Annotated in this window: 17 protein-coding genes; 8 read left to right on the top strand and 9 right to left on the bottom strand. The window is 73.1% G+C overall.

Features of this window, described 5'->3' with window-relative positions; translation table 11 throughout:
- Positions 1–18 precede the first annotated feature (18 nt).
- The gene (locus tag ACO1BR_RS06460) at positions 19–945 is read right to left on the bottom strand and encodes a LysR family transcriptional regulator (protein WP_426794038.1); all 927 of its coding nucleotides are present in this window, start codon (positions 943–945) and stop codon (positions 19–21) included.
- 74 nt (positions 946–1,019) lie between these two features.
- Here ACO1BR_RS06460 and ACO1BR_RS06455 point away from each other — a divergent pair, with 74 nt between their 5' ends.
- A complete protein-coding gene (locus ACO1BR_RS06455; protein WP_426794037.1) occupies positions 1,020–2,147 on the top strand; it encodes a DMT family transporter in 1,128 nt (375 codons plus the stop codon).
- A gap of 166 nt (positions 2,148–2,313) precedes the next feature.
- Here the strand turns inward: ACO1BR_RS06455 and ACO1BR_RS06450 are convergent, their stop codons facing one another.
- Complete coding sequence (locus ACO1BR_RS06450; protein WP_426794036.1) at positions 2,314–3,645, bottom strand: aminotransferase class I/II-fold pyridoxal phosphate-dependent enzyme; 1,332 nt, start codon at positions 3,643–3,645, stop codon at positions 2,314–2,316.
- 35 nt (positions 3,646–3,680) lie between these two features.
- Here ACO1BR_RS06450 and ACO1BR_RS06445 point away from each other — a divergent pair, with 35 nt between their 5' ends.
- Positions 3,681–4,352: a pyridoxamine 5'-phosphate oxidase family protein gene (locus ACO1BR_RS06445; RefSeq protein ID WP_426794035.1), complete on the top strand. Its 672-nt coding sequence runs from the start codon at positions 3,681–3,683 to the stop codon at positions 4,350–4,352.
- Between the two features lie 9 nt (positions 4,353–4,361).
- Entirely contained in the window at positions 4,362–5,045 is a 684-nt protein-coding gene (locus tag ACO1BR_RS06440; RefSeq protein WP_426794034.1) for an FMN-binding negative transcriptional regulator, read from the top strand.
- A gap of 183 nt (positions 5,046–5,228) precedes the next feature.
- On the opposite strand, the gene ACO1BR_RS06435 is transcribed toward ACO1BR_RS06440, so the two are convergent.
- A complete protein-coding gene (locus ACO1BR_RS06435) occupies positions 5,229–6,494 on the bottom strand; it encodes an NAD(P)/FAD-dependent oxidoreductase (RefSeq protein WP_426794260.1) in 1,266 nt (421 codons plus the stop codon).
- Between the two features lie 182 nt (positions 6,495–6,676).
- Here ACO1BR_RS06435 and ACO1BR_RS06430 point away from each other — a divergent pair, with 182 nt between their 5' ends.
- Positions 6,677–7,291, top strand: a complete 615-nt coding sequence (locus tag ACO1BR_RS06430) for a helix-turn-helix domain-containing protein (protein ID WP_426794033.1) — start codon at positions 6,677–6,679, stop codon at positions 7,289–7,291.
- A 58-nt stretch (positions 7,292–7,349) separates the two neighbouring features.
- Here ACO1BR_RS06430 and ACO1BR_RS06425 read toward each other — a convergent pair whose 3' ends face one another.
- The 3 genes from ACO1BR_RS06425 to ACO1BR_RS06415 form a co-directional block, all read right to left on the bottom strand.
- Positions 7,350–8,378, bottom strand: a complete 1,029-nt coding sequence (locus ACO1BR_RS06425; RefSeq protein WP_426794032.1) for a DMT family transporter — start codon at positions 8,376–8,378, stop codon at positions 7,350–7,352.
- Positions 8,379–8,556: 178 nt separating this feature from the next.
- Positions 8,557–9,717, bottom strand: a complete 1,161-nt coding sequence (locus tag ACO1BR_RS06420) for an EamA family transporter (protein WP_426794031.1) — start codon at positions 9,715–9,717, stop codon at positions 8,557–8,559.
- Between the two features lie 90 nt (positions 9,718–9,807).
- Positions 9,808–10,341, bottom strand: coding sequence for a Clp protease N-terminal domain-containing protein (locus tag ACO1BR_RS06415; protein ID WP_426794030.1), 534 nt, complete (start codon positions 10,339–10,341; stop codon positions 9,808–9,810).
- Positions 10,342–10,773: 432 nt separating this feature from the next.
- Between ACO1BR_RS06415 and ACO1BR_RS06410 the strand changes: the two genes are divergently transcribed.
- Both ACO1BR_RS06410 and ACO1BR_RS06405 read left to right on the top strand, forming a co-directional pair.
- Positions 10,774–11,298, top strand: coding sequence for an HAD domain-containing protein (locus ACO1BR_RS06410; protein WP_426794029.1), 525 nt, complete (start codon positions 10,774–10,776; stop codon positions 11,296–11,298).
- A gap of 154 nt (positions 11,299–11,452) precedes the next feature.
- Complete coding sequence (locus tag ACO1BR_RS06405) at positions 11,453–11,881, top strand: type II toxin-antitoxin system Rv0910 family toxin (protein ID WP_426794028.1); 429 nt, start codon at positions 11,453–11,455, stop codon at positions 11,879–11,881.
- Between the two features lie 87 nt (positions 11,882–11,968).
- Here ACO1BR_RS06405 and ACO1BR_RS06400 read toward each other — a convergent pair whose 3' ends face one another.
- Complete coding sequence (locus ACO1BR_RS06400) at positions 11,969–12,595, bottom strand: PadR family transcriptional regulator (RefSeq protein WP_426794027.1); 627 nt, start codon at positions 12,593–12,595, stop codon at positions 11,969–11,971.
- Positions 12,596–12,768: 173 nt separating this feature from the next.
- Here ACO1BR_RS06400 and ACO1BR_RS06395 point away from each other — a divergent pair, with 173 nt between their 5' ends.
- The gene (locus tag ACO1BR_RS06395) at positions 12,769–13,590 is read left to right on the top strand and encodes a PhzF family phenazine biosynthesis protein (protein ID WP_426794026.1); all 822 of its coding nucleotides are present in this window, start codon (positions 12,769–12,771) and stop codon (positions 13,588–13,590) included.
- Between the two features lie 99 nt (positions 13,591–13,689).
- Here ACO1BR_RS06395 and ACO1BR_RS06390 read toward each other — a convergent pair whose 3' ends face one another.
- A complete protein-coding gene (locus ACO1BR_RS06390; RefSeq protein ID WP_426794025.1) occupies positions 13,690–14,532 on the bottom strand; it encodes a CPBP family intramembrane glutamic endopeptidase in 843 nt (280 codons plus the stop codon).
- A gap of 189 nt (positions 14,533–14,721) precedes the next feature.
- Between ACO1BR_RS06390 and ACO1BR_RS06385 the strand changes: the two genes are divergently transcribed.
- Positions 14,722–16,218 (top strand): substrate-binding and VWA domain-containing protein, encoded by a 1,497-nt coding sequence (locus ACO1BR_RS06385; RefSeq protein WP_426794024.1) that lies wholly within the window; start codon positions 14,722–14,724, stop codon positions 16,216–16,218.
- Positions 16,219–16,368: 150 nt separating this feature from the next.
- Here the strand turns inward: ACO1BR_RS06385 and ACO1BR_RS06380 are convergent, their stop codons facing one another.
- On the bottom strand, positions 16,369–17,919 hold the full coding sequence (locus ACO1BR_RS06380; protein WP_159505085.1) for a glutamate-cysteine ligase family protein: 1,551 nt from the start codon (positions 17,917–17,919) through the stop codon (positions 16,369–16,371).
- Positions 17,920–18,320: the final 401 nt, after the last annotated feature.

Here is an 18,320-nt window from a genome sequence, read left to right as displayed (position 1 = left end):
AGGGGCGGATCCCGCTTCTCAGGAGTCTCCGTCACCCGTCCCCGCGCCTACGCCCTCCCCTGCCGCCCGCAGCGCTCGCACGGCGGCGCGGATCGAAGGGCGGCGGTCGGCGTCCGCGCGCCAGATGGCGTAGACGTGGCGGCGCATCGTATGCCGTACGGGCACCACGCTCACCCCCGCCGGCACCGGCCCACGCCCCAGCCTCGGGGCTACCGCGACGCCCAACCCAGCCGCGATCAGGGCGAGTTGAGTGTGATGCTCCTCGGCCAGATGCGCGATCCGCGGCTCGACTCCCCTGCCGCGCAGGGTGAACATCAGCCAGTCGTGGCAGAACTCCCCCTGCGGCCAGGAGATCCATTCATCGTCCGCGAAGTCCTCCAGCTCCACCGACCGCCGTCCGGCCAGCGGATGGTCCGACGGCATCGCCACATCGGCGGGGTCGTCGAGCAGCGGAGCCTTGGCCAGCCCGTCGGGCACGGACAGCGGCCGGTTGTACCAGTCCAGTACGACCGCCAGATCGAGGTCGCCGCGTACCACGCCCCGTACCGACTCATCCGGCTCCAGCTCCGTCAGCCGCGGACGGAGCTGCGGGTGTTCGGCGCGGAGCGAGACGAGGGCGGCGGGAAAGAGACCGCGCGCCGCGGTGGGGAAGGCGCCCAGCCGCAGCTCGCCCACCGCCTGGCCGCGATGCGCCTCCAGATCGGCCTGCGCCAGCTCGACCTGGGAGAGGATGCGCCCCGCGTGATCGGCGAGCAGCCGTCCGGCGTCGGTGAGCCGCACCCCGCGCCCGTTCCTGGCCAGCAGCTGCTGACCGGTCTCGCGTTCCAACTTGGCGATCTGCTGCGAGACCGCCGAGGTCGTCACATGCAATCCGTCGGCCGCCGCACTCACCGAACCGTGCCGGGCGATCGCGGACAACGTCCGGAGGCGATCAAGGTTCAACATATAAGCAATGCTAAGCGATACCTGCCACGAATTCTCGCTTGTGCTACGTATTTGTGCCCCGCATCGTAGACGCCATGAGCACCGCCGCCGGCATACCCACCGGCTCCAGCCGCACCCCCGCCCCTCCCGCCAGGGCCACCGCGACGCCCACACCCCCCGGGGCGACCGCCGTGTCCGCGACACCCACGGCACCGGAACCGGCCGCGTCGGCCGCGACGACCACACGGCACACGACGACCGGGGGCGTGGCGGTCAACCACACCCGAGCGGGCGCGGCAACTGCCGCCAACGCCGCCGCCCCTGGCGGTGAGCGCACCCGCCGGCCAGCCTTCGGCTGGCAGCTCCGCTTCGCCTTCCTCTGCCTGGTCTGGGGCTTCAGCTTCCTCTTCATCAAGGTGGGCACCGAGGGCTTCGCACCGCTGCAGGTCACACTGGGCCGTGTGGCATTCGGCGCGCTGGTGCTGCTGGCGATCCTGGTGATCAAGCGCGAACGGCTTCCGCGGTCGGCGCGAACCTGGGGCCATCTCACGGTCGCCGCGTTCCTCCTCAACGCGCTGCCGTTCTCCCTCTTCGCCTACTCCGAGCTGACCATCCCCTCCACACTGGCCAGCATCTGCAACGCCACCTCACCCCTGTGGGGCATGGCACTCTCGGTCGTCGCGCTCTCGGAGGACCGCCCCACGCGCCGCCGGGTCGCCGGACTGGGCATCGGCTTCCTGGGCGTACTCACCGTCCTCGGCGCGTGGCAGGGGTTCGCCGGCACGGATCTGACGGGCACCGCGATGGCGCTCGGCGCCTCCCTGAGCTACCCCATAGGCTGGATCTACGTCCGCCGCACCCTGGGCGGCGGCCGGCACTCGCACCTCGCCATGTCCAGCACCCAGCTGCTGCTCGCCACCCTCCAACTCGCCGTGGTCACCCTCCTGTTCACCCCGCTGCCGACGGCGTACCCGGTCGTCCCACTGCTCGCCGTCTTCGCCCTCGGCGCCCTGGGCACCGGTGTCGCGTTCCTCCTGCAGTACGGCCTGGTCGCCGAGGTCGGTCCCACCACCGCCCAGATGGTCACCTACTTCATCCCCGTCATCGCCGCCGCCTCAGGCGTGGCCCTGCTCAACGAGCACCTCGCCTGGAACACCCCCGTAGGCGCCCTCATCGTCCTCGCAGGCGCCGCCCTCACCCAGAGCAAGCCCCGCAGCACGTAGGAGGACGGCCCCACCAACCCCCAACTGCCAGGCATCAGGCGCCAGGAGACAGAAGGCATCTCACGGTCCCCCGGTCCCAGGCCCCAACCGCCGGGCATCACGCGTCAACGCGTCACGCGCCAGGCATCAGGCACAACGTGCGAACTCCCGGCGTCAGGCACCCCTTTCACTCATACCGCCGCGCCTCCCCCACCCCCGTCGCTGCGGCGACGGCGTCGGCGAGCGGGATGACGTCGTCGGTGGTGAGCCCGGAAACGGTGATGCGTATGCCGGGCGGCGAGTGCATACGGAAGCGCGCGCCCGGTGCGACCGCCCAGCCGGAGTGCAGGAGCCGCGCCACCGCACCCGTCTCGTCCGGGACCGGTACCCAGACGTTCATGCCGCTGCGCCCGCGCGCCCGCACTCCGCGCTCCTCCAGAGCCCGTACCAGCGCGTCACGCCGCTCGCCGTACGCGCCGGCCACCGTTGGCGAGTGAATCGCGGATGTCCGCCAGAGATGCACGACCACGTCCTGGAGGAGGTGGCTGACCCAGCCGGGACCGAGGCGCTGGCGTCCGCGCACCCGGTCGATGGTCACGGCGTCGCCCGTGAACACCGCCAGTCGCAGATCGGGGCCGTACGCCTTGGCCGTCGAGCGCACCAGCACCCAGTGGTCGGTGGTCCCGGAGAGCGAGTGCAACGGAAGGTCGACTATTCCGTGGCCGTGGTCGTCCTCGATGAGGAGCACATCGGGGTGTCCGGCCAGGAGCGTGCGGAGTTCGGCGGCACGGGGTCCGCTGATGGCGGCGCCCGTGGGGTTCTGCGCCCGGTCGGTGACGACGACCGCGCGGACACCCTCGGCGAGCGCCGGGGCCAGCCGCTCGGGCAACGGCCCGTCGTCATCCACGCCGACCGGTACGGGGCGGAGCCCCAGAGCCGGGATCAGGTCCAGCAGGCTGCCCCACCCGGGGTCCTCCACCGCCACCGCGTCACCGGGCCGCAGATGCGCGGCGAGCACGCGCTCGATGGCGTCGAGCGAACCGCTGGCGACGGCCACCGGCCCCTCGGCCACCCCGTCGCGGTCGAAGGCCGAGCGGGCCAGGGCCGCCAAGTCCTCGTCGACGGCGGGCATGCCGTAGAGCACGGGGCGCCGTGCGCTGCGCGCCGCGGCCTCCGCCAGCGGCCCTTCCAGCGAGGGGAACAGCCCCGGGTCGGGATTGCCGTCGGAGGCGTCCCGGACGCCCGGCGGCACCTCGACCCGCAGCGCCTCGCGTGAGGTGCTGGCGGGCCGTGGGCGCACCCGGCTGCCGCGCCGGCCCGCGGTTTCGATCACTCCGCGGTCGCGGAGCGTGCGATACGCGGCCGCGACCGTATTGGGATTGACCTCCAGATAGACCGCCAACTCCCTGAGTGGCGGCAGTACTTCTCCTGGTTGGAGCTCGCCCGCACCGACAGCTCGCTCGACACTGGCGGCAATCTCCGATGCGCGCCGCCCTTCGATCCGATACTCTCCTAGCACAAACTTGATTATGCACTAGTGCAATGGAGACCGCAATGACGCAGGCGAAGTCTTTTGCGCCGACCGAGCGCACCACGCCCACCCGCTCCCGTGAGCGCGCGGCGTACGACGAGGCCACGGTGCACGCGATCCTCGACGCGGGATACGTCTGCCACCTGGGCTTTGTGCGCGACGGTGCCCCCGTCGTCCTTCCCACGCTCTACGGCCGCGTCGGAGACCGTCTGTATCTGCACGGTTCGACCGGCTCGCGCCCGCTGCGGATGGCCGGCGGGACGGCGGAGTCGGACCCCGGCCTCGCGGTCTGCGTCACCGTCACGCACGTCGACGGCCTGGTCCTGGCCAAGTCCGCGTTCCACCACTCCGTCAACTACCGCAGCGTCGTGGTGCACGGCGTCGCCCACCAGGTCGTCGACGAGGACGAGAAGGCCGCCGCCCTCGACGCCCTGGTCGAGCACGTCGTGCCCGGCCGTGCCGCTGACTCCCGGCGGGCGAACGCGAAGGAGCTGGCCGCCACGGCCGTGATCCGCCTCGATCTGCGAGAGGTCTCCGCCAAGATCCGCACCGGCGGCCCGAACGACGACCCCGAGGACCTCGCGCTCCCCCACTGGACCGGTGTGCTGCCCGTCGCTCCCGTATACGGCGCCCCCATACCGGCCGACGACCTGGCTCCCGGCACCTCCGAGCCGGCCTACCTCTCCGCCCGCTGAGGAGCGCCGATGCTGATCCACCCGTGGGACGCACCGACCGACGACGCTGAGTGGCAGGAATGGCTCGCCGCCCATGACTTCGGCCAGCTCGCCGCCAACGGACTCCCCGGCGAGGCCCCGCTGCTGCAACCGCTGCACTTCGCCTACGATCCCGCCCGCCGCGAGGCTGTCACCCACCTCGCCTGCCCCAACCCCATATGGTCCGCGCTGGAGGAGCGCCCGACGGTCCTGCTGAGCGTGGTTGACGACTACACCTTCATCCCCGGCCCCTGGCAGGCGAACGAGGACCAGCCGCCCGAGCACGGCGTCCCCACCAGCTTCTACGCCGCGGTCCAGCTCACCTGCACCGCCCATGTCGTGGATGCGCCGGAAGCCAAGGCCCGGCTGCTGCAACGCCAGATGACGCACTTCCAGCCGGAGGGCGGCTCGGCCCCGGTCGCCGCGGGCGAGGCGCCGTACGGGCGCCTGCTGTCCGGCATCCGGGGCCTGCGCCTCGAAGTGCACGACGTCCACGCCAAGTTCAAGTACGGCGGCAAGCGGAGCGAGTCGGTCCAGCACCGCATATCCGAGCGTCTCGCCGAGCGCGACGGCCCGGGTGACGCATCGGCCCGCCGCCATCAGCAGCGCCGGCTGGCGGCCTCCCGCGGGTACGCGCCACGCGAAGGGGGCGCGCCGGCGAACTCTCCGTGGTGAGGCGCTGAACCGCCCGGCGAGGAGAGCCCGAGTCCGCCCACCGCCTCTGGCCGACCGGCGAGAAACCCGGGTCCGCCGGCGGCGGGTGGCAGGGCCTCCGGGTGGACGGAACCCCCGCTCACCCGGCTACCCCCTCACCCGGCTCCCCGTCGTCCCCGGCTCCCCCGTCAGTCGGCTCCCCCATCACGAGCCGGAGCCGTGGACCGCGTCGGAGCCCGCGCCGAAACCCACACCCGTACCGGTTCCGGTACCGACCGAAGCGGTCGAGTCGGGTGCGGCAGGCACCTCAGCCTCACCTGTCGCACCCGCCGCGTCCCCCACCATCGCCGAGACCGCCGGCGAGCCCGCCGGCGAGTGCGCCGACTCCCCCGCCCGGTGGGCCGCCACAGCGCACTCGGTCTCCTCCTCCACCAGGTCGTGGTTCATGGCGAACGCGGCCGCCGCCCCCATCCCGGCCGCCGTCACCACCTGCGCCCGCGGATCGGCGACGTTCCCCGCGGCCCACACCCCGCGCACGCCGGTCCGGCCGGACGCATCGGTGATCACCCAGCCGCCCTCGTCCCGTTCACAGCCCAGCTCCGTCAGCAAGGCGTCCCGCGGCACCATCCGCGGGAAGACGAACACCGCCGCGCGCGGCACCACCTGCCCCTCGGCGAGTTCCACGCCCCGCAGCCGGTCGTCCGCCGCCACCAGGCGCTCGACCACACCCTCCGCGATCCGCACACCGCGGGCCGCCAGCCGCTCCCGCTCCTCACCGGTCAGCTCCAGGGTGTGCGGGAAGAGCACCACGTCGTCCGACCACTGCCGCAGCAGCAGGGCATGGGCCACCGCGCCCGGATGGGTGCCCAGCACCCCGAGCGGCTGGTCACGAACCTCGTAGCCGTGGCAATACGGGCAGTGCAGCAGGTCCCGGCCCCACCGCTCCCGTACGCCGGGGACACCGGGGAGTTCGTCGCGCAGCCCGGTCGCCACCAGCACCCGGCGGGCCCGCAGCGCCGGACCACCGGCCAGATGCACGGTGAAGCCGGGAACGAGGCCCCCCGGCCGGTCCCCCATGCCCCGCCCCGCCGCGCCGCGGCCGCCGCCCCGGCCCTGGTCCCCGGCGCGCGCCGCCCGGCCGTGGTCCTCGATGTGGTCCACCTGCCCGTTGATCAACTCCACGCCGTACCCGGCGAGTTCCTCCCTTCCCACCTCCAGCAGGGCCGCCGGCGGCATCCCGTCGCGGGACAGAAAGCCGTGCATATGGGCGGCCGGCGCGTTCCGCGGCGCCCCGGCGTCCACCACCGCCACCGACCGGCGGGCCCGAGCCAGCACCAGCGCCGCGTTCAGCCCGGCCGCCCCCGCCCCGACGACCACCACGTCCGTGACACCGCGGAGACCGCCGACACCGCCCGCCTCCTTCGCGTCCGTCACGCCCTCCTTTTCCCTTGCGTCCTCCCTGTCCATCACGTCCTTCACGCCCGACACGTCCGTCACCTCCCGCACGTCGTTCCCGGCCCTCGACTCGCCCATCGCGCTCACCTCACCTGCCGCGTCTGAGTCGCCCATCGCGATCACCTCCACCCGCAGGCTGCGCCACCGGCTCCCCGGGCAGCAATCTTTGTTGCCGTTTCCGGGAAACCTGCGGTGCAATGGACACCGTGGAACACTCGCCCGCCATCACCCAGGCCCTCGCCGAGGTCGGCCCCCGCCTCAAGCGGCTGCGTACCGAGCGCGGGGTGACCCTGTCCGCGCTCGCCGAGGCCACCGGCGTCTCCAAGAGCACCCTGTCCCGCCTGGAGTCCGGCCAGCGGCGCCCCAGTCTGGAGCTGCTGCTGCCGATCGCCCAGGCTCATCAGGTGCCGCTGGACGAGTTGGTCGGCGCCCCCGAGGTCGGTGATCCCCGCGTCCGCCTCAAGCCGCAGCATGTGCACGGGAGCACCGTGCTGCCCCTGACCCGCCAGCCCGGCCCGCTCCAGGCGTTCAAAATGGTCATCCCGGTCTCCCGCAGCACCCCGGACCCGTGCACCCACGAGGGCTACGAGTGGCTGTACGTCCTCGCGGGACGGCTGCGCCTGGTCCTGGCCGATCACGATCTGGTCCTGGGGGCGGGCGAGGCAGCCGAGTTCGACACCCGGCTGCCCCACTGGTTCGGCAGCACCGGCGACGGGCCCGTCGAAGTCCTCAGCCTCTTCGGCCGGCAGGGCGAGCGCATGCACGTACGCGCCAAGCCCCGGTCCCGGTCGGCGAGTTCACCCGACCGCTGACCTCGCCGCGCACCGCACCGCCCCGGCCATCACCCGTCGGACAGGTCCTGGAAGCGGCTCACGCCCGCCGCGCCCCCGCCACGACGCCCCGCGCCTCGGTGACGGCGAGCGCGGCAACGGCCGTCAGCAGCACGGCCGTTCCGACGGCCGTGGCCGTCGTGAGCCGCTCCCCGAGGAACAGCACGGCGATGGCCGCTGCGGACACCGGCTCGATGAGGGAGATCACGGAGGCGGTCGCGGCCCGTACGGCGGCCAGGCCGGCGAAGTAGAGGCCGTAGGCCAGGGCCGTCGGTACGGCGGCGATGTAGGCGATCAGAACGAGGCTGCGGCTCAGGTCATGGGCGTGCGGCCACAGTCCCTCAGCCGCCGCGAGGGGCAGCAGGCACAGTGCGCCGACGGCGAACGCGCTGAGCGTGGAGGCGTACGGATCGCCGTCGCCGCCCTGGTTTCCCAGGCGGCGGGTGGTGAGGGTCATCGCGGCACAGCCGGCGGCGGACAGCAGGGCGTAGCCGACGCCGGCCGGGCGGACGGTGGCGGTACCGCTGTCGCCGAGGACGAGGATCAGCAGGCCGGCGAGTGCCCCGGTGACGGCCAGGATGCCGCCGGCGCCGAGCCGTTCGCCCATGAGGAGGCGTGCCCCGATGGCGATGAGGACGGGTCCTGCCCCCATGGTGATGACGGTGCCGACGGCGAGTCCGGTGGTTTCGACGGCCTCGAAGTAGGCGGCCTGGAAGACGGCGAGGGCGACGCCGGTCACCAGGATGCGGGGGACGGCGGTGCGCGTCGCGGCGGTGCGCAGGTCCGTGATCCGGGTGCGGCGGCGGCTCGTCTCCTGGGGACGCGGGGAGGGGGCAGCCATGCCGGCGGTGGCCGCGGTGGCGGTGCGGCGCCGCCGTACCGCGCGTACGGCGAGCAGGATCAGCAGACCGCCGACGGTGCGCCAGAAGGTGAGCGCGATCGGGCCGAGTCCGCTGCCGCGGTAGAGGAGGGCGGCGGCTGCCCCGGCGGTGCCCCAGGCGGTCGCGGCGAGGGTGACGTAGGCGAGCCCCCGGCCCACGGGCAGGGCGGAGGTAGGAGTGGTGTGCATGGGAGATGTGCTCCGGGAAATCCAGGACGGCGCACTGCGCCGCGGAAGGGTCGCGTGGTCCCGTGTGCAGACAGCGACGACCGGCTCGGGAGCCTTCCCGGGCCGGGGTTTCCTCGGAGGCCGCCGCCCGCCTTACGCGGCGGGAGGGGGCAGCACGGTCGCATGCATGATCGCGAGCCTACGGCGCGCGCGTACCGGCCGACAAGTCGTCTCCGGAGGCCGGTGCCGCACCGCCCTGCGCGGCACCGGCCGCGTCGTCCTGCGCCACCACCGCCGGCGCTCCCCCGGCCGCCACCGTGACCGTTTCACCGGGCTTCGCCGCCGGCTTGGCCGACTGCGCGATGAACGCGCCCACCAGGACCACGACTCCACCCCCGATCTGCGGTGCGGAGAGGTGCTCGCCGAGCAGCACCCAGGCCAGCACCGTCGCGATCACCGCCTCCAGGCACGCGACCACTCCGGCCACCTGCGGGGAGAGCCGCCGGATCGACACGACTCCGGTGAGATAGGCGGCCACCGTCGCGACCAGCACGATCCAGGCGAGCAGCAGGACGGCCGGGACGTGGCTGCCGTTCATGTCGGCGGTGCCGCGGAGCACCGACCAGCGCATGTCCCACGGGCGGGCGATGGCGGTGACGATGACCGCGCCGGTCAGCAGCCCGTAGGCGATCACGCCGAGCGGGTCGGCGGCGTCCTCGCCCTCGCCGTCGCTGCCGTGGTCGGAGAGGACGAAGTAGCCGACCTGGCAGCAGGCCGCGCCGAGCGCGAGGGCGAGGCCGATGGGGTCGAGACTCAGTCCGGACCAGACCTCGACGACGCAGGCCAGCCCGCCGACGGCCAGGACGACGCCGACGGCGGCGGCGCGGGTGACCGGTCGTTTCTGTACGAAGCGCACCCAGCCCAGGACGAGGGCCGGGGCGAGGTATTCGATGAGCAGCGCGACGCCGACGGGGATACGGGAGAGCGCGGCGAAGTAGCACGCCTGGACGCCGGCGACGGCCAGCAGGCCGAAGCCCAGCAGCAGGGCGGGCCGGCGCCGGGGCAGATCGCGGTGGCGCCAGGCGACGGGGAGCATGACCAGCGCGGCGCCGGCCACCCGCAGCCAGGTGACGTGCAGCGGTGCGAGTCCGGCGGCGATCAGGGGTTTGGCGGCGACGCCCGAGCCGCCGAACGCGAGGGCGGAGAGCAGTGCGATGCCGAGACCGGCGCCGCGCCCCCTGGGGGCGCCGTCGCGCTCCGGGCCGCGGGCCGTTGGCGGCCGCTGGGTCGCCAAGGCCCCGGGAGTTGCCTGGCCCGGTCCGGTCGTGTGACCTGCCGGGCTCCCCGAAGACGCGTGCATCGGGCCATCATGGCAGCCGAGGTCAGGGGCGTCACCCCTGCTTGCCCCTGTCTCAACTGGCGATACGGGCGGGCGCCCCGGCCCGCCGGGTCAGTCGCATACGGGGCGCTGTTCCCCGTCGAGGCGGGCGGCGAGCCGGGCGGTGTCGACGGAGGCGCGGCGCAGCACTTCGACGGCCCGGGATTCCGGGTCGTCGACCAGGGCGGCGAGGAGGTCGAGGCAGCCGGCGCGGGTGGCGTACCGGGCGTGCGCGCGGTCCAGGGCGCCGTCCATCGCGGCGGCCGCGGCCGGTGACCAGCCGGGGACACCGCCCTCGGCGACGACGGGGACGGAGCCGGAGTCCTCCACGGTGCCGTGCCACTGGAGGCCGTAGCCGATGCTGCGCTGGACGAGGTAGCCGAGCAGCCGGGCGACCTGGGGGCCGCCGTCGAAGGCTTCGCGTACCGCGGGGTCCCACTCCAGGAGGCCGTGCAGCAGATGGGCGGTGTCGACCTGCCGGTCGCCGTCCCGGGTGGCCCGCCTGCGGGCGGCGGAAACCACCGACGCGAGCTCCACGGTGAGCTGGGTGTCGAGGTCTTCCTGGGCGGATCCTTCGCCGCCGCTGTACGCAGTACGGTTTTGCACAGTCCCCACCCCACCAGTCCCTCAGAGCCGGAGCATCCCCGGCGGGAAGCATTTGCGCATCCCACCCTGGTTGGGGACACCCGCGGGGGATCTCATCCTTGCGGAGGATATGCGAAGGGATCATGGAGGGCGGGCATCCCCACGGAAACGGGTGCACACGGTACGGCTCCGCCGGTGTCGCCCCGCCCTGGTCACCGCACCGCGTCCCGGGGCAGGCACCAGTGCCGCACCGGGCCGCACCGCCGACCGGGGGCCGGCGCTCCGGTCACGTCGCCGCTCCCGTATCGCGCCCCGTACGGAAACCGGCGGCGCCCCACCGCACGTCCTCCCCGGCAAGCGCGATCCGGCCGCGCCCGCATGCCTCCCCAGCCGCCCCCCTGTTCACCGACCGCGCCCACTCCCACCCCCGCTCCTCCGTGGCGAAGGATCCCGATGGCCACCCGTCCGCTGCTCTTCCTCGACGTCGACGGCGTGCTGAACCCGGTACTGCCGTCGCCGGGTTTCACGGCGCACGATCTGCTCGACCACACCGTGCTGCTCTCCGCCGACCACGCCGGCTGGCTGCGCGAGCTGTCCGCCGCCTACGAGCTGGTGTGGGCCACGACGTGGGAGCACCACGCGAACACCCATATCGCGCCGCTGCTGGAGCTGCCCGCGCTGCCGGTCGTCGAGTTCAGCGGCTATCGCAGCCGGCCCGGCGATCCGCGGTTCGCGGGGCCGGAGAGCCTGCTGGCCCGGAAGTGGGCGCCACTGCTGCGGTACGCCGGCGGGCGGCCGTTCGCCTGGGTCGACGACGTCATGCCCGACAGCCTGGTGCGGCGCAGCCGACGGTGGGCGGACCGGCTGCTGGTCCCGGTCGATCCGGCGCGCGGGCTGCGCCGGCACCACGTGGACCAGCTGCTGACCGGCCCGCCGCGGCGGCGCCTCCGCCGGAATCTGACGAGACATCAGCGATGAGTGCGCCGCGGTATTGAACCTTCGCCCCCGTGCGGCTACCTTCCGCGGCACCGGCCGACGCCCCGCCCCGAGCGGCGACGGCAGCCGCACCGCGACCACCACCGGCCGGGGACCGCCGCGGCCGGCGAGGGAACGTCACCGAAGGGGTGATCGCATGGCCGAAGTCACCGCCCGGGCCCGTATCGAGGCACCGGCCGAGAAGATCTGGGACCGGCTCACCGACTTCGACTCCCACGGGCGGTGGAACGCCACCCACACCGACTTCCCCGACGGCGGCCCGCGGCCACTGGAGGTGGGCGCGGCCTACGCGGAGAACATGAAGCTGATGGGCTTCCCGGCGGAGGTGACCTGGACCGTACGGGAACTGACGCCGGGCCGACTGCTCGACATCGCGGGCAGGGGCCCGATGGGCGTCAGCCTCGGGATGCGCTACGAGCTCACCCCCGACGGCGGAGCGACCGCGGTCCGGATCGACGGGACGTTCACCGGTGCCGCGGTCTCCCTGATGGCGGCCAAGCTGAAGGACTCGGCGAGCGGCGCGCTGAACGAGTCCCTGCGCAGGCTCGCCGGGCTGGTGGTCTGAAGCGGCAGGCGCGACCGCACCCCGCTCGGCCACGCCGCTCCGCCCCGACCTCGACTGCCCTCAGCCGGCGCCGTTCCACTCGGCGCCTCAGTCCTCCTCGGCGAGGATCAGATACAGCTCCTTGCGGGCCTTGTTGACCACCGCCATGGCCTTCTCCCGCTGTTCGGGACTGCCGGTGGCCCACACCTGGCGGAACGCCTCGACCAGGCCGCCGCCCGCCTTGCGTATCTCGTTCATCGCCTCCCAGTCGACACCGCGGCCGGCGTCCTCCCAGGGGGCGTCGGAGCCGCTGTCGGCTTCGGCGCGGCCGGCGTCGGTCAGCGAGAACAGCTTCTTGCCGCCCTCGCTGGCGCTGGTGATCAGCCCCTCGTCCTCCAGCAGTTGCAGGGTCGGGTAGACCGAGCCGGGGCTGGGCTTCCAGGCGCCGCCACTGCGCTCGGCGATCTCCTGGATCATTTCGTAACCGTGCATCGGGCGGTCCTTGAGGAGCGCCAGTATCGAGGCCCGCACATCGCCGCGCCGTGCCCGGCCGCGCGGTCCGCCGCGCCCCCGGCCGCCACCGAAGGGCGGGCCCCCGAAGGGCGGGCCGAAGCCGCCGAAGGCGGAGCGCCGGCGCTCGAAGCCGCCGCCGAACTCCCCCCGGCCGCCGCGCCCTTCGGGACCGCAGTACTCGTGCCGACGCTCGTGGCCGTGTTCGTGTCCTTGGGAACGCATGATGACGTCCCCCCTCTCTGTCCGTTGATCGTTCACTTACTATCGCTCGCGATCGTTGACCGATCGCGATGCCTCAACGATATATCGGGACTGTTCGCCGAGCAAGGCTTCGGGTCCAGTTTTTCGAGATTGGCCTTGGCCTGCGGCTTTGCGCCGCTCCTACGCTCCCGGCCATGAGGATTCGCATCGTCGACGCCTTCAGTGAGCGTCCGTTCACCGGCAACCCCGCGGGAGTCGTCCTGCTCGACTCCGACGCCTTCCCGGACGACACCTGGCTCCAGCAGGTCGCCACCGAGGTCAATCTCTCCGAGACCGCCTTCGCTCATCCGCTGCCCCAAGGCGGCGACGCCGACTGGGCGTTGCGCTGGCTCACCCCCGCCGCCGAGGTCGACATGTGCGGCCACGCCACCCTGGCCACCGCGCACGTCCTGCACACCGCCGGCACGGCCACCGGCACCGTCCGCTTCCGCACCCGCAGCGGCGTGCTGATCACGACCGCCGACGACAGCGGCTCGATCACGATGGACTTCCCGACCGCCCCGCTGATCCCCGTAGAAGTGCCCGGCACCGTCGCCGAGGCGCTCGGCGCCGAGATCCTCTCCGCCCACGACACCGGCCCGCACGTCGGCGATCTGCTCGTCGAGCTGGCCGACGAGAAGTCCGTCCGGGACCTGTCACCGGACTTCAAGGCGCTGGCCGGGCGCGTTGGCCGCGGGGTGATCGCCACCGCGCCCGCCCAGGACCCCGCCGCCGGCTACGACTTCGTCTCGCGCTGCTTCTTCCCCTACGTGGGCGTCGACGAGGACCCGGTGACGGGCAGCGCGCACACCGCGCTCGCCCCGTTCTGGTCGGCGCGCCTGGGCCGCGACGCCCTGGTCAGCCTTCAGGGCGGTGCCCGTACCGGCTTCGTACGGACCGAGCTGCGCGGCGACCGGACGCTGCTGACCGGCTCGGCGGTGACTGTCATCGACGGCGAGCTGCTGGCCGCCGGCTGACCCGTCACGGCGCCGCGCGGACGCCCCGCCGGGCCCGTCCGGGTACGCGAAGGGGCGGGAGCGCCAAGGCCCCGCCCCTCCTGTCCGTTCACCCGGCGCTCACCCCGTGGGCAGCCACCCCACCCGTCCGGCGAGCAGCGCATAGCCCAGGAACGCCACGATGTCGATCAGGGCGTGCGCGGCGACCAGCGGCCCGACCCGGCCCCACCGCCGGTACAGCAGGGCGAAGACCACGCCCATCACCATGTTGCCGAAGAAGCCGCCGATGCCCTGGTAGAGGTGGTACGAACCACGCAGCACCGAACTGGCCGCCACCGCGGTCGCCGGTGTCCACCCCAACTGCCCCAGCCTGCGTAGCAGGTAGCCGACGACGATGACCTCCTCCAGGACGGCGTTCTGCACCGCGGAGGCGATCAGTACCGGGATCTTCCACCACACGTCGGGCAGCGCTTCGGGCACCACCGTCAGATTGAGTCCGGCCGTCCGCGCGCCCAGGTAGAGCAGCAGACCGCTGCCCCCGATGACGGCCGCCAGCGCGGCTCCCCTGCCCAGGTCGAATCCCGGCCGCCGCCGGTCGAAGCCGATCGCACGCAGCCCGCCGGCCCGTTCCCGCAGCAGCAGATGCGCCACCAGCACGACGGGCACCAGCGCGGTCGCGATACCGAACAGCTGCCAGGTGAGATCCAGCCACGGCCGGCCGGGCGCATGCGAGGCGTTGAGCGTCGCCGCCTGGTGCTTGAGGCCGCCGGGCTTGGTCAGCGACCCGACGAAGCTGATGAGCGCCGAGACCGCGCTGGCCCCCAGGGACAGCGCCAGCACGATCAGCGTCTCGTTCCGCAGCACCCGCCGGGGCGGCTCGCCGGCCGCCTCCCGGGAACGCCCCGAACCGGCTCCTTCACCTGGAACGTCCGCGTCCGCCACGGGGCTTGTATCCGACTGCAAGGCTTTCCTCCACTTCTGCAATACCGCCACTCCGCCGCCATCGCACCGCTAGGGTCTCGAAAGCAGTTACGAAGATCGCGCGCGACAGGCCGGGGACGGGCGCCATCCACGTGGCGCGGTGACGTCCCCACGGATCCCGATGGAGATCCGGAACTCCGGACTCCGAGTATCAGGAGAGGCGCTACCGCAATGGGACATCACAGCTTGCCCGACGACTCCGCACGGGCGGGCACGGGGGCCCGGCCCCGGAGGCGCCGCCGCACCGTCGCCGTCGCCACCGCCGTCGTCCTCGCGGTCGCCGCCGGCTCCGCCGTGGCGCTGCGCACCGATCTGCTCCCCTTCGGAGGACCGTGCGACGGCAGCTCCGTGGAGGTCGACGTGGTCGCCTCCCCCGACATCGCCCCGGCGCTGCAGACGGTGGCCGAGAAGGCCCGCGACGACGCGACCCGCACCGACGGCAAATGCCTGGACGTCAGGGTGCGCGCCCGGCCCGCCGACGAGGTCGCCGACTCGCTCGCCCAGCGGCCGGCCAACCCGGAGTTCCAGGTCTGGATACCCGATTCGAGCCTGTGGGCGGAACGGGTCGCCGACGAGGGCGGGTCGTCCCTGACCGCCGCCGGCACCATCGCCTCCTCCCCGATCGCGCTGGGCGCCGTCCCCTCCGCCGCCAAGGCGCTGGGCTGGCCGGACAAGACCTACACCTGGACCGCGCTGGCCCGGGCCGCGACCTCCGGCTCCGGGCTGCACCTGGGCGTCGCCGACCCCACCCGCAGCGCCACCGGACTCCTGGCGCTGGCCCGTACGGACACCGCCAACCGCAAGGAGGCGAAGGACGGCGACAAGGCCGCCGGCCGCACCGCAGCCACCGCCAAACTGCTCTACGAGCGGGTCGCGGACGGCGACGGCCAACTGCTCGCCACCCTGCCCCACGACGGCTCCGGCGCCGAGCAGCGCAATCCGCGCCGCAACCAGGCGCTGCTGCTCTCCGAGCAGGCCGCGTACGCCCACAACACCACGGCCGGCGGGCCCGCCCTCGACCTCCTCTACCCCGAGGACGGCGCCGCCGAGCTCGACTACCCGTACACCCTCGTGAACGACCAGGAGCTGACCGCCGACCAGAGCCGCGCCGCCAACCGCTTCCTGACGCTCCTCGACGACACCGACGGCCAGCACACCCTGCGCGGCCACGGCTTCCGGTCCAGCAGCGGCAGCGCCGACCCGAAGCTGGTCGGCGCGGCCGGCGGGCGCGAACCGCAGCCGTACGCGACCGCCACCACCAACCCGCCGTCGGCCGAGGAACTCAAGGCGCTGCTGGGCATGTGGACCACCACGGTGCAGAGCACCCGCATCACCCCGGCCGTGGACGTCCCCGTGTCGACGGCCCTCGCACATCCGGGCCAGGGCGGCCGGTCCCGGCTGGACCTCGCCGAGGACTCCCGGCCACAGGCGCTGGACACCTGCACACCCGAGGACGAGGTCGGGCTGTGGAAGTTCGCCGCCCACCTGGACGGCACCAAGGGCTACGTGGAGCTGACGCCCACCGGCCGGCTCGGCGACCGCGGCGAGAAGGGCCGCGCCCACCGCGACGAACTCGCCACCGCCTTCCGGTCGTTGCCCCCCGTGCCCCGCGCCAGCGGCCCGTACGCCACCGCGCTCGCCGCGTACCGGCAGGCCCGTGCGACGTGAAATCCCGGCCCCGGGGCACTCCCCACCGGGCCGCCCTCCGGGAGAACCCCCTCCGCCGAGGGCCTCAGCGCCGGCGCTGCCCGACGGTCGGCCCGGAGATCCGCACCGACTGCGGCACCGGTGTGAGCCGACGCCCCCGCGCGGCCCCCGCTACACCCCGTCCGGCGCGGCCCGCCGCTGCGCCGGGACGGTGGCCTCGCCGACCGGCCAGGCCACCGGCCAGGTGTGCACCGGCTCCCCGGTGTGCATCAGCTCGCTGTAGCGCCGGGTCATCGCGGCCAGTGCGGCCTCCCGCGCCAGGCCCTGCCGCCGTGCGTGGTGGAAGGCCGCGGCCTGCCAGGACGCACCGTTCACCCGGCGGACGCAGCGGGCTTCGATGATGCCCAAGTAGTGGTCGCGGTCGGCCGGTTCGACACCCCAGGCGTCCAGCCCCGCCGCCGCCAGCGGCAGCAGCTCCTGCCGTACCAGCCGTACGGCCGGTATCTCGGCGATACCGCCGGCCCGCCCGGACCGCGGCCAGCGCAGCACGGCGTCGATGCCGTGGCGGCAGGCGGCGTCGAAGTTGCCGGCCGCGGCGGCGAACGGCAGCCGGGTCCACACCGGGCGGGGCTGTTCGGCCAGCGCGCGCACCAGGCCGTAGTAGAAGGCGGTGTTGGCGACGACATCGGCGACGGTGGGGCCGGCCGGCAGGACCCGGTTCTCGACGCGGAGGTGCGCCACGCCGCCGGCGACGGCGTAGACGGGGCGGTTCCACCGATAAATCGTTCCGTTGTGCAACACCAGTTCGGCGAGGGTGGGCACGCCGCCCTCATCGAGGACACGCAGCGGCTCCTGCGGGCCGCACAGCGGCAGCAGCGGCGGGAAGAACCGGAGGTTCTCCTCGAACAGTTCGTCGACGGACTCGACCCAGCGCTCACCGAACCAGGTCCGGGGGCGCACGCCCTGCGCCTGGAGTTCGGGCGCCCGGGTGTCGGTGGCCTGCTGGAAGACCGGTGGCCTCGACTCGCGCCACAGCTCCCGCCCGAAGAGGAACGGCGAGTTGGCGCCGACCGCGATCTGGACGGCGGCGATCGCCTGAGCCGCGTTCCAGACCGCGGCGAACCGGCCGGGCGTGACCTGGAGGTGCAGCTGGACGGAGGTGCACGCCGCTTCCGGAGCTATCGACGGCGAGCGGGACACCAGCCGCTCCACACCCTCGATGTCGATGGCGAAGTCCTCCCCGCGGGCCGCCCGCATCTGCTCGTTGAGCAGCACGTAGCGGTCGTTCGCGGAGAGGCTGGAGGCGGTGAGGTCACTGGCGTGCAGGGTCGGCAGGATGCCGATCATCACGATACGGGCGGCGAGCTCGCGAGCCTTTCTTTCCGCATAGCCGAGGCCCGTGCGGAGTTCCTCGGCGAGTTGGTCCAGAACACGTCCGGACAATCGGTGCGGGGTGATGTTGACCTCAAGATTGCACTGGGCGAGTTCAGTCTGGAAATCGCCGCTGGCGATGCGTTCCAGCACCTGCGAGTTCAGCATGCGCGGCAGCCCGTCGGCGCCCGCGAGATTCAGCTCGATCTCCAGCCCCATGAGATTCCTGGGTCGATCGAACCGCTTCTCCGCCAGCATCCTGCGCAATCCCGCCAGACAGTCGTGCAACTTTCTTCGATAACGCTCCCGGTCCGCCAGGTCGATCCCGTCCGCGGCGACCTTCTCCCCCATCGAAGGGTCCCTTCTAGAGTGAACGACCCGCTGCCACGGGCTGCTTGGGGCCGCCCCCGGCACCCCGGGGCACGCGCTACGGTCGATGATGCCCCGGCAATCTGATCGATAACGCCTCACGACCATGACGGTACGGTTAGTCTGACGAGTACCGGGCGCCGGGCATTTTCCTCGGGCATATCTCCATGGCCAGCGCCCGCCGCAATTCGCTCGTAAAAAACACCGACGTGATCCGGCCTACCGCATCACCGAGGAATTACGAGGTGGCATCTCCCCGGCCCGGCACAAAGCGGCGGAAACCACCCGGAGCAAGGGGCCGGATTCCGCCTTGCCGGAAATCCGCAAGGCGAGTAGCCGAAACACTTCCAGAACATACGTCGTATAAACTTCGCTGGCGAGGC

It is taken from the genome of Streptomyces sp. YGL11-2 (assembly GCF_050054615.1).
GTDB lineage: Bacteria > Actinomycetota > Actinomycetes > Streptomycetales > Streptomycetaceae > Streptomyces.
This window is presented reverse-complemented; position numbering and strand designations above follow the sequence as displayed.

Excerpts from the sequence above, each read along its gene's own strand:
- ACO1BR_RS06410 (WP_426794029.1), top strand. The coding sequence starts at position 10,774 with ATGGCCACCCGTCCGCTGCTCTTCCTCGACGTCGACGGCGTGCTGAAC.
- ACO1BR_RS06455 (WP_426794037.1), top strand. The coding sequence starts at position 1,020 with ATGAGCACCGCCGCCGGCATACCCACCGGCTCCAGCCGCACCCCCGCC.
- ACO1BR_RS06430 (WP_426794033.1), top strand. The coding sequence starts at position 6,677 with ATGGACACCGTGGAACACTCGCCCGCCATCACCCAGGCCCTCGCCGAG.
- ACO1BR_RS06425 (WP_426794032.1), bottom strand. The coding sequence starts at position 8,378 with ATGCACACCACTCCTACCTCCGCCCTGCCCGTGGGCCGGGGGCTCGCC.
- ACO1BR_RS06405 (WP_426794028.1), top strand. The coding sequence starts at position 11,453 with ATGGCCGAAGTCACCGCCCGGGCCCGTATCGAGGCACCGGCCGAGAAG.
- ACO1BR_RS06380 (WP_159505085.1), bottom strand. The coding sequence starts at position 17,919 with ATGGGGGAGAAGGTCGCCGCGGACGGGATCGACCTGGCGGACCGGGAG.
- ACO1BR_RS06460 (WP_426794038.1), bottom strand. The coding sequence starts at position 945 with ATGTTGAACCTTGATCGCCTCCGGACGTTGTCCGCGATCGCCCGGCAC.
- ACO1BR_RS06445 (WP_426794035.1), top strand. The coding sequence starts at position 3,681 with ATGACGCAGGCGAAGTCTTTTGCGCCGACCGAGCGCACCACGCCCACC.
- ACO1BR_RS06440 (WP_426794034.1), top strand. The coding sequence starts at position 4,362 with ATGCTGATCCACCCGTGGGACGCACCGACCGACGACGCTGAGTGGCAG.
- ACO1BR_RS06420 (WP_426794031.1), bottom strand. The coding sequence starts at position 9,717 with ATGCACGCGTCTTCGGGGAGCCCGGCAGGTCACACGACCGGACCGGGC.
- ACO1BR_RS06400 (WP_426794027.1), bottom strand. The coding sequence starts at position 12,595 with ATGCGTTCCCAAGGACACGAACACGGCCACGAGCGTCGGCACGAGTAC.
- ACO1BR_RS06385 (WP_426794024.1), top strand. The coding sequence starts at position 14,722 with ATGGGACATCACAGCTTGCCCGACGACTCCGCACGGGCGGGCACGGGG.
- ACO1BR_RS06395 (WP_426794026.1), top strand. The coding sequence starts at position 12,769 with ATGAGGATTCGCATCGTCGACGCCTTCAGTGAGCGTCCGTTCACCGGC.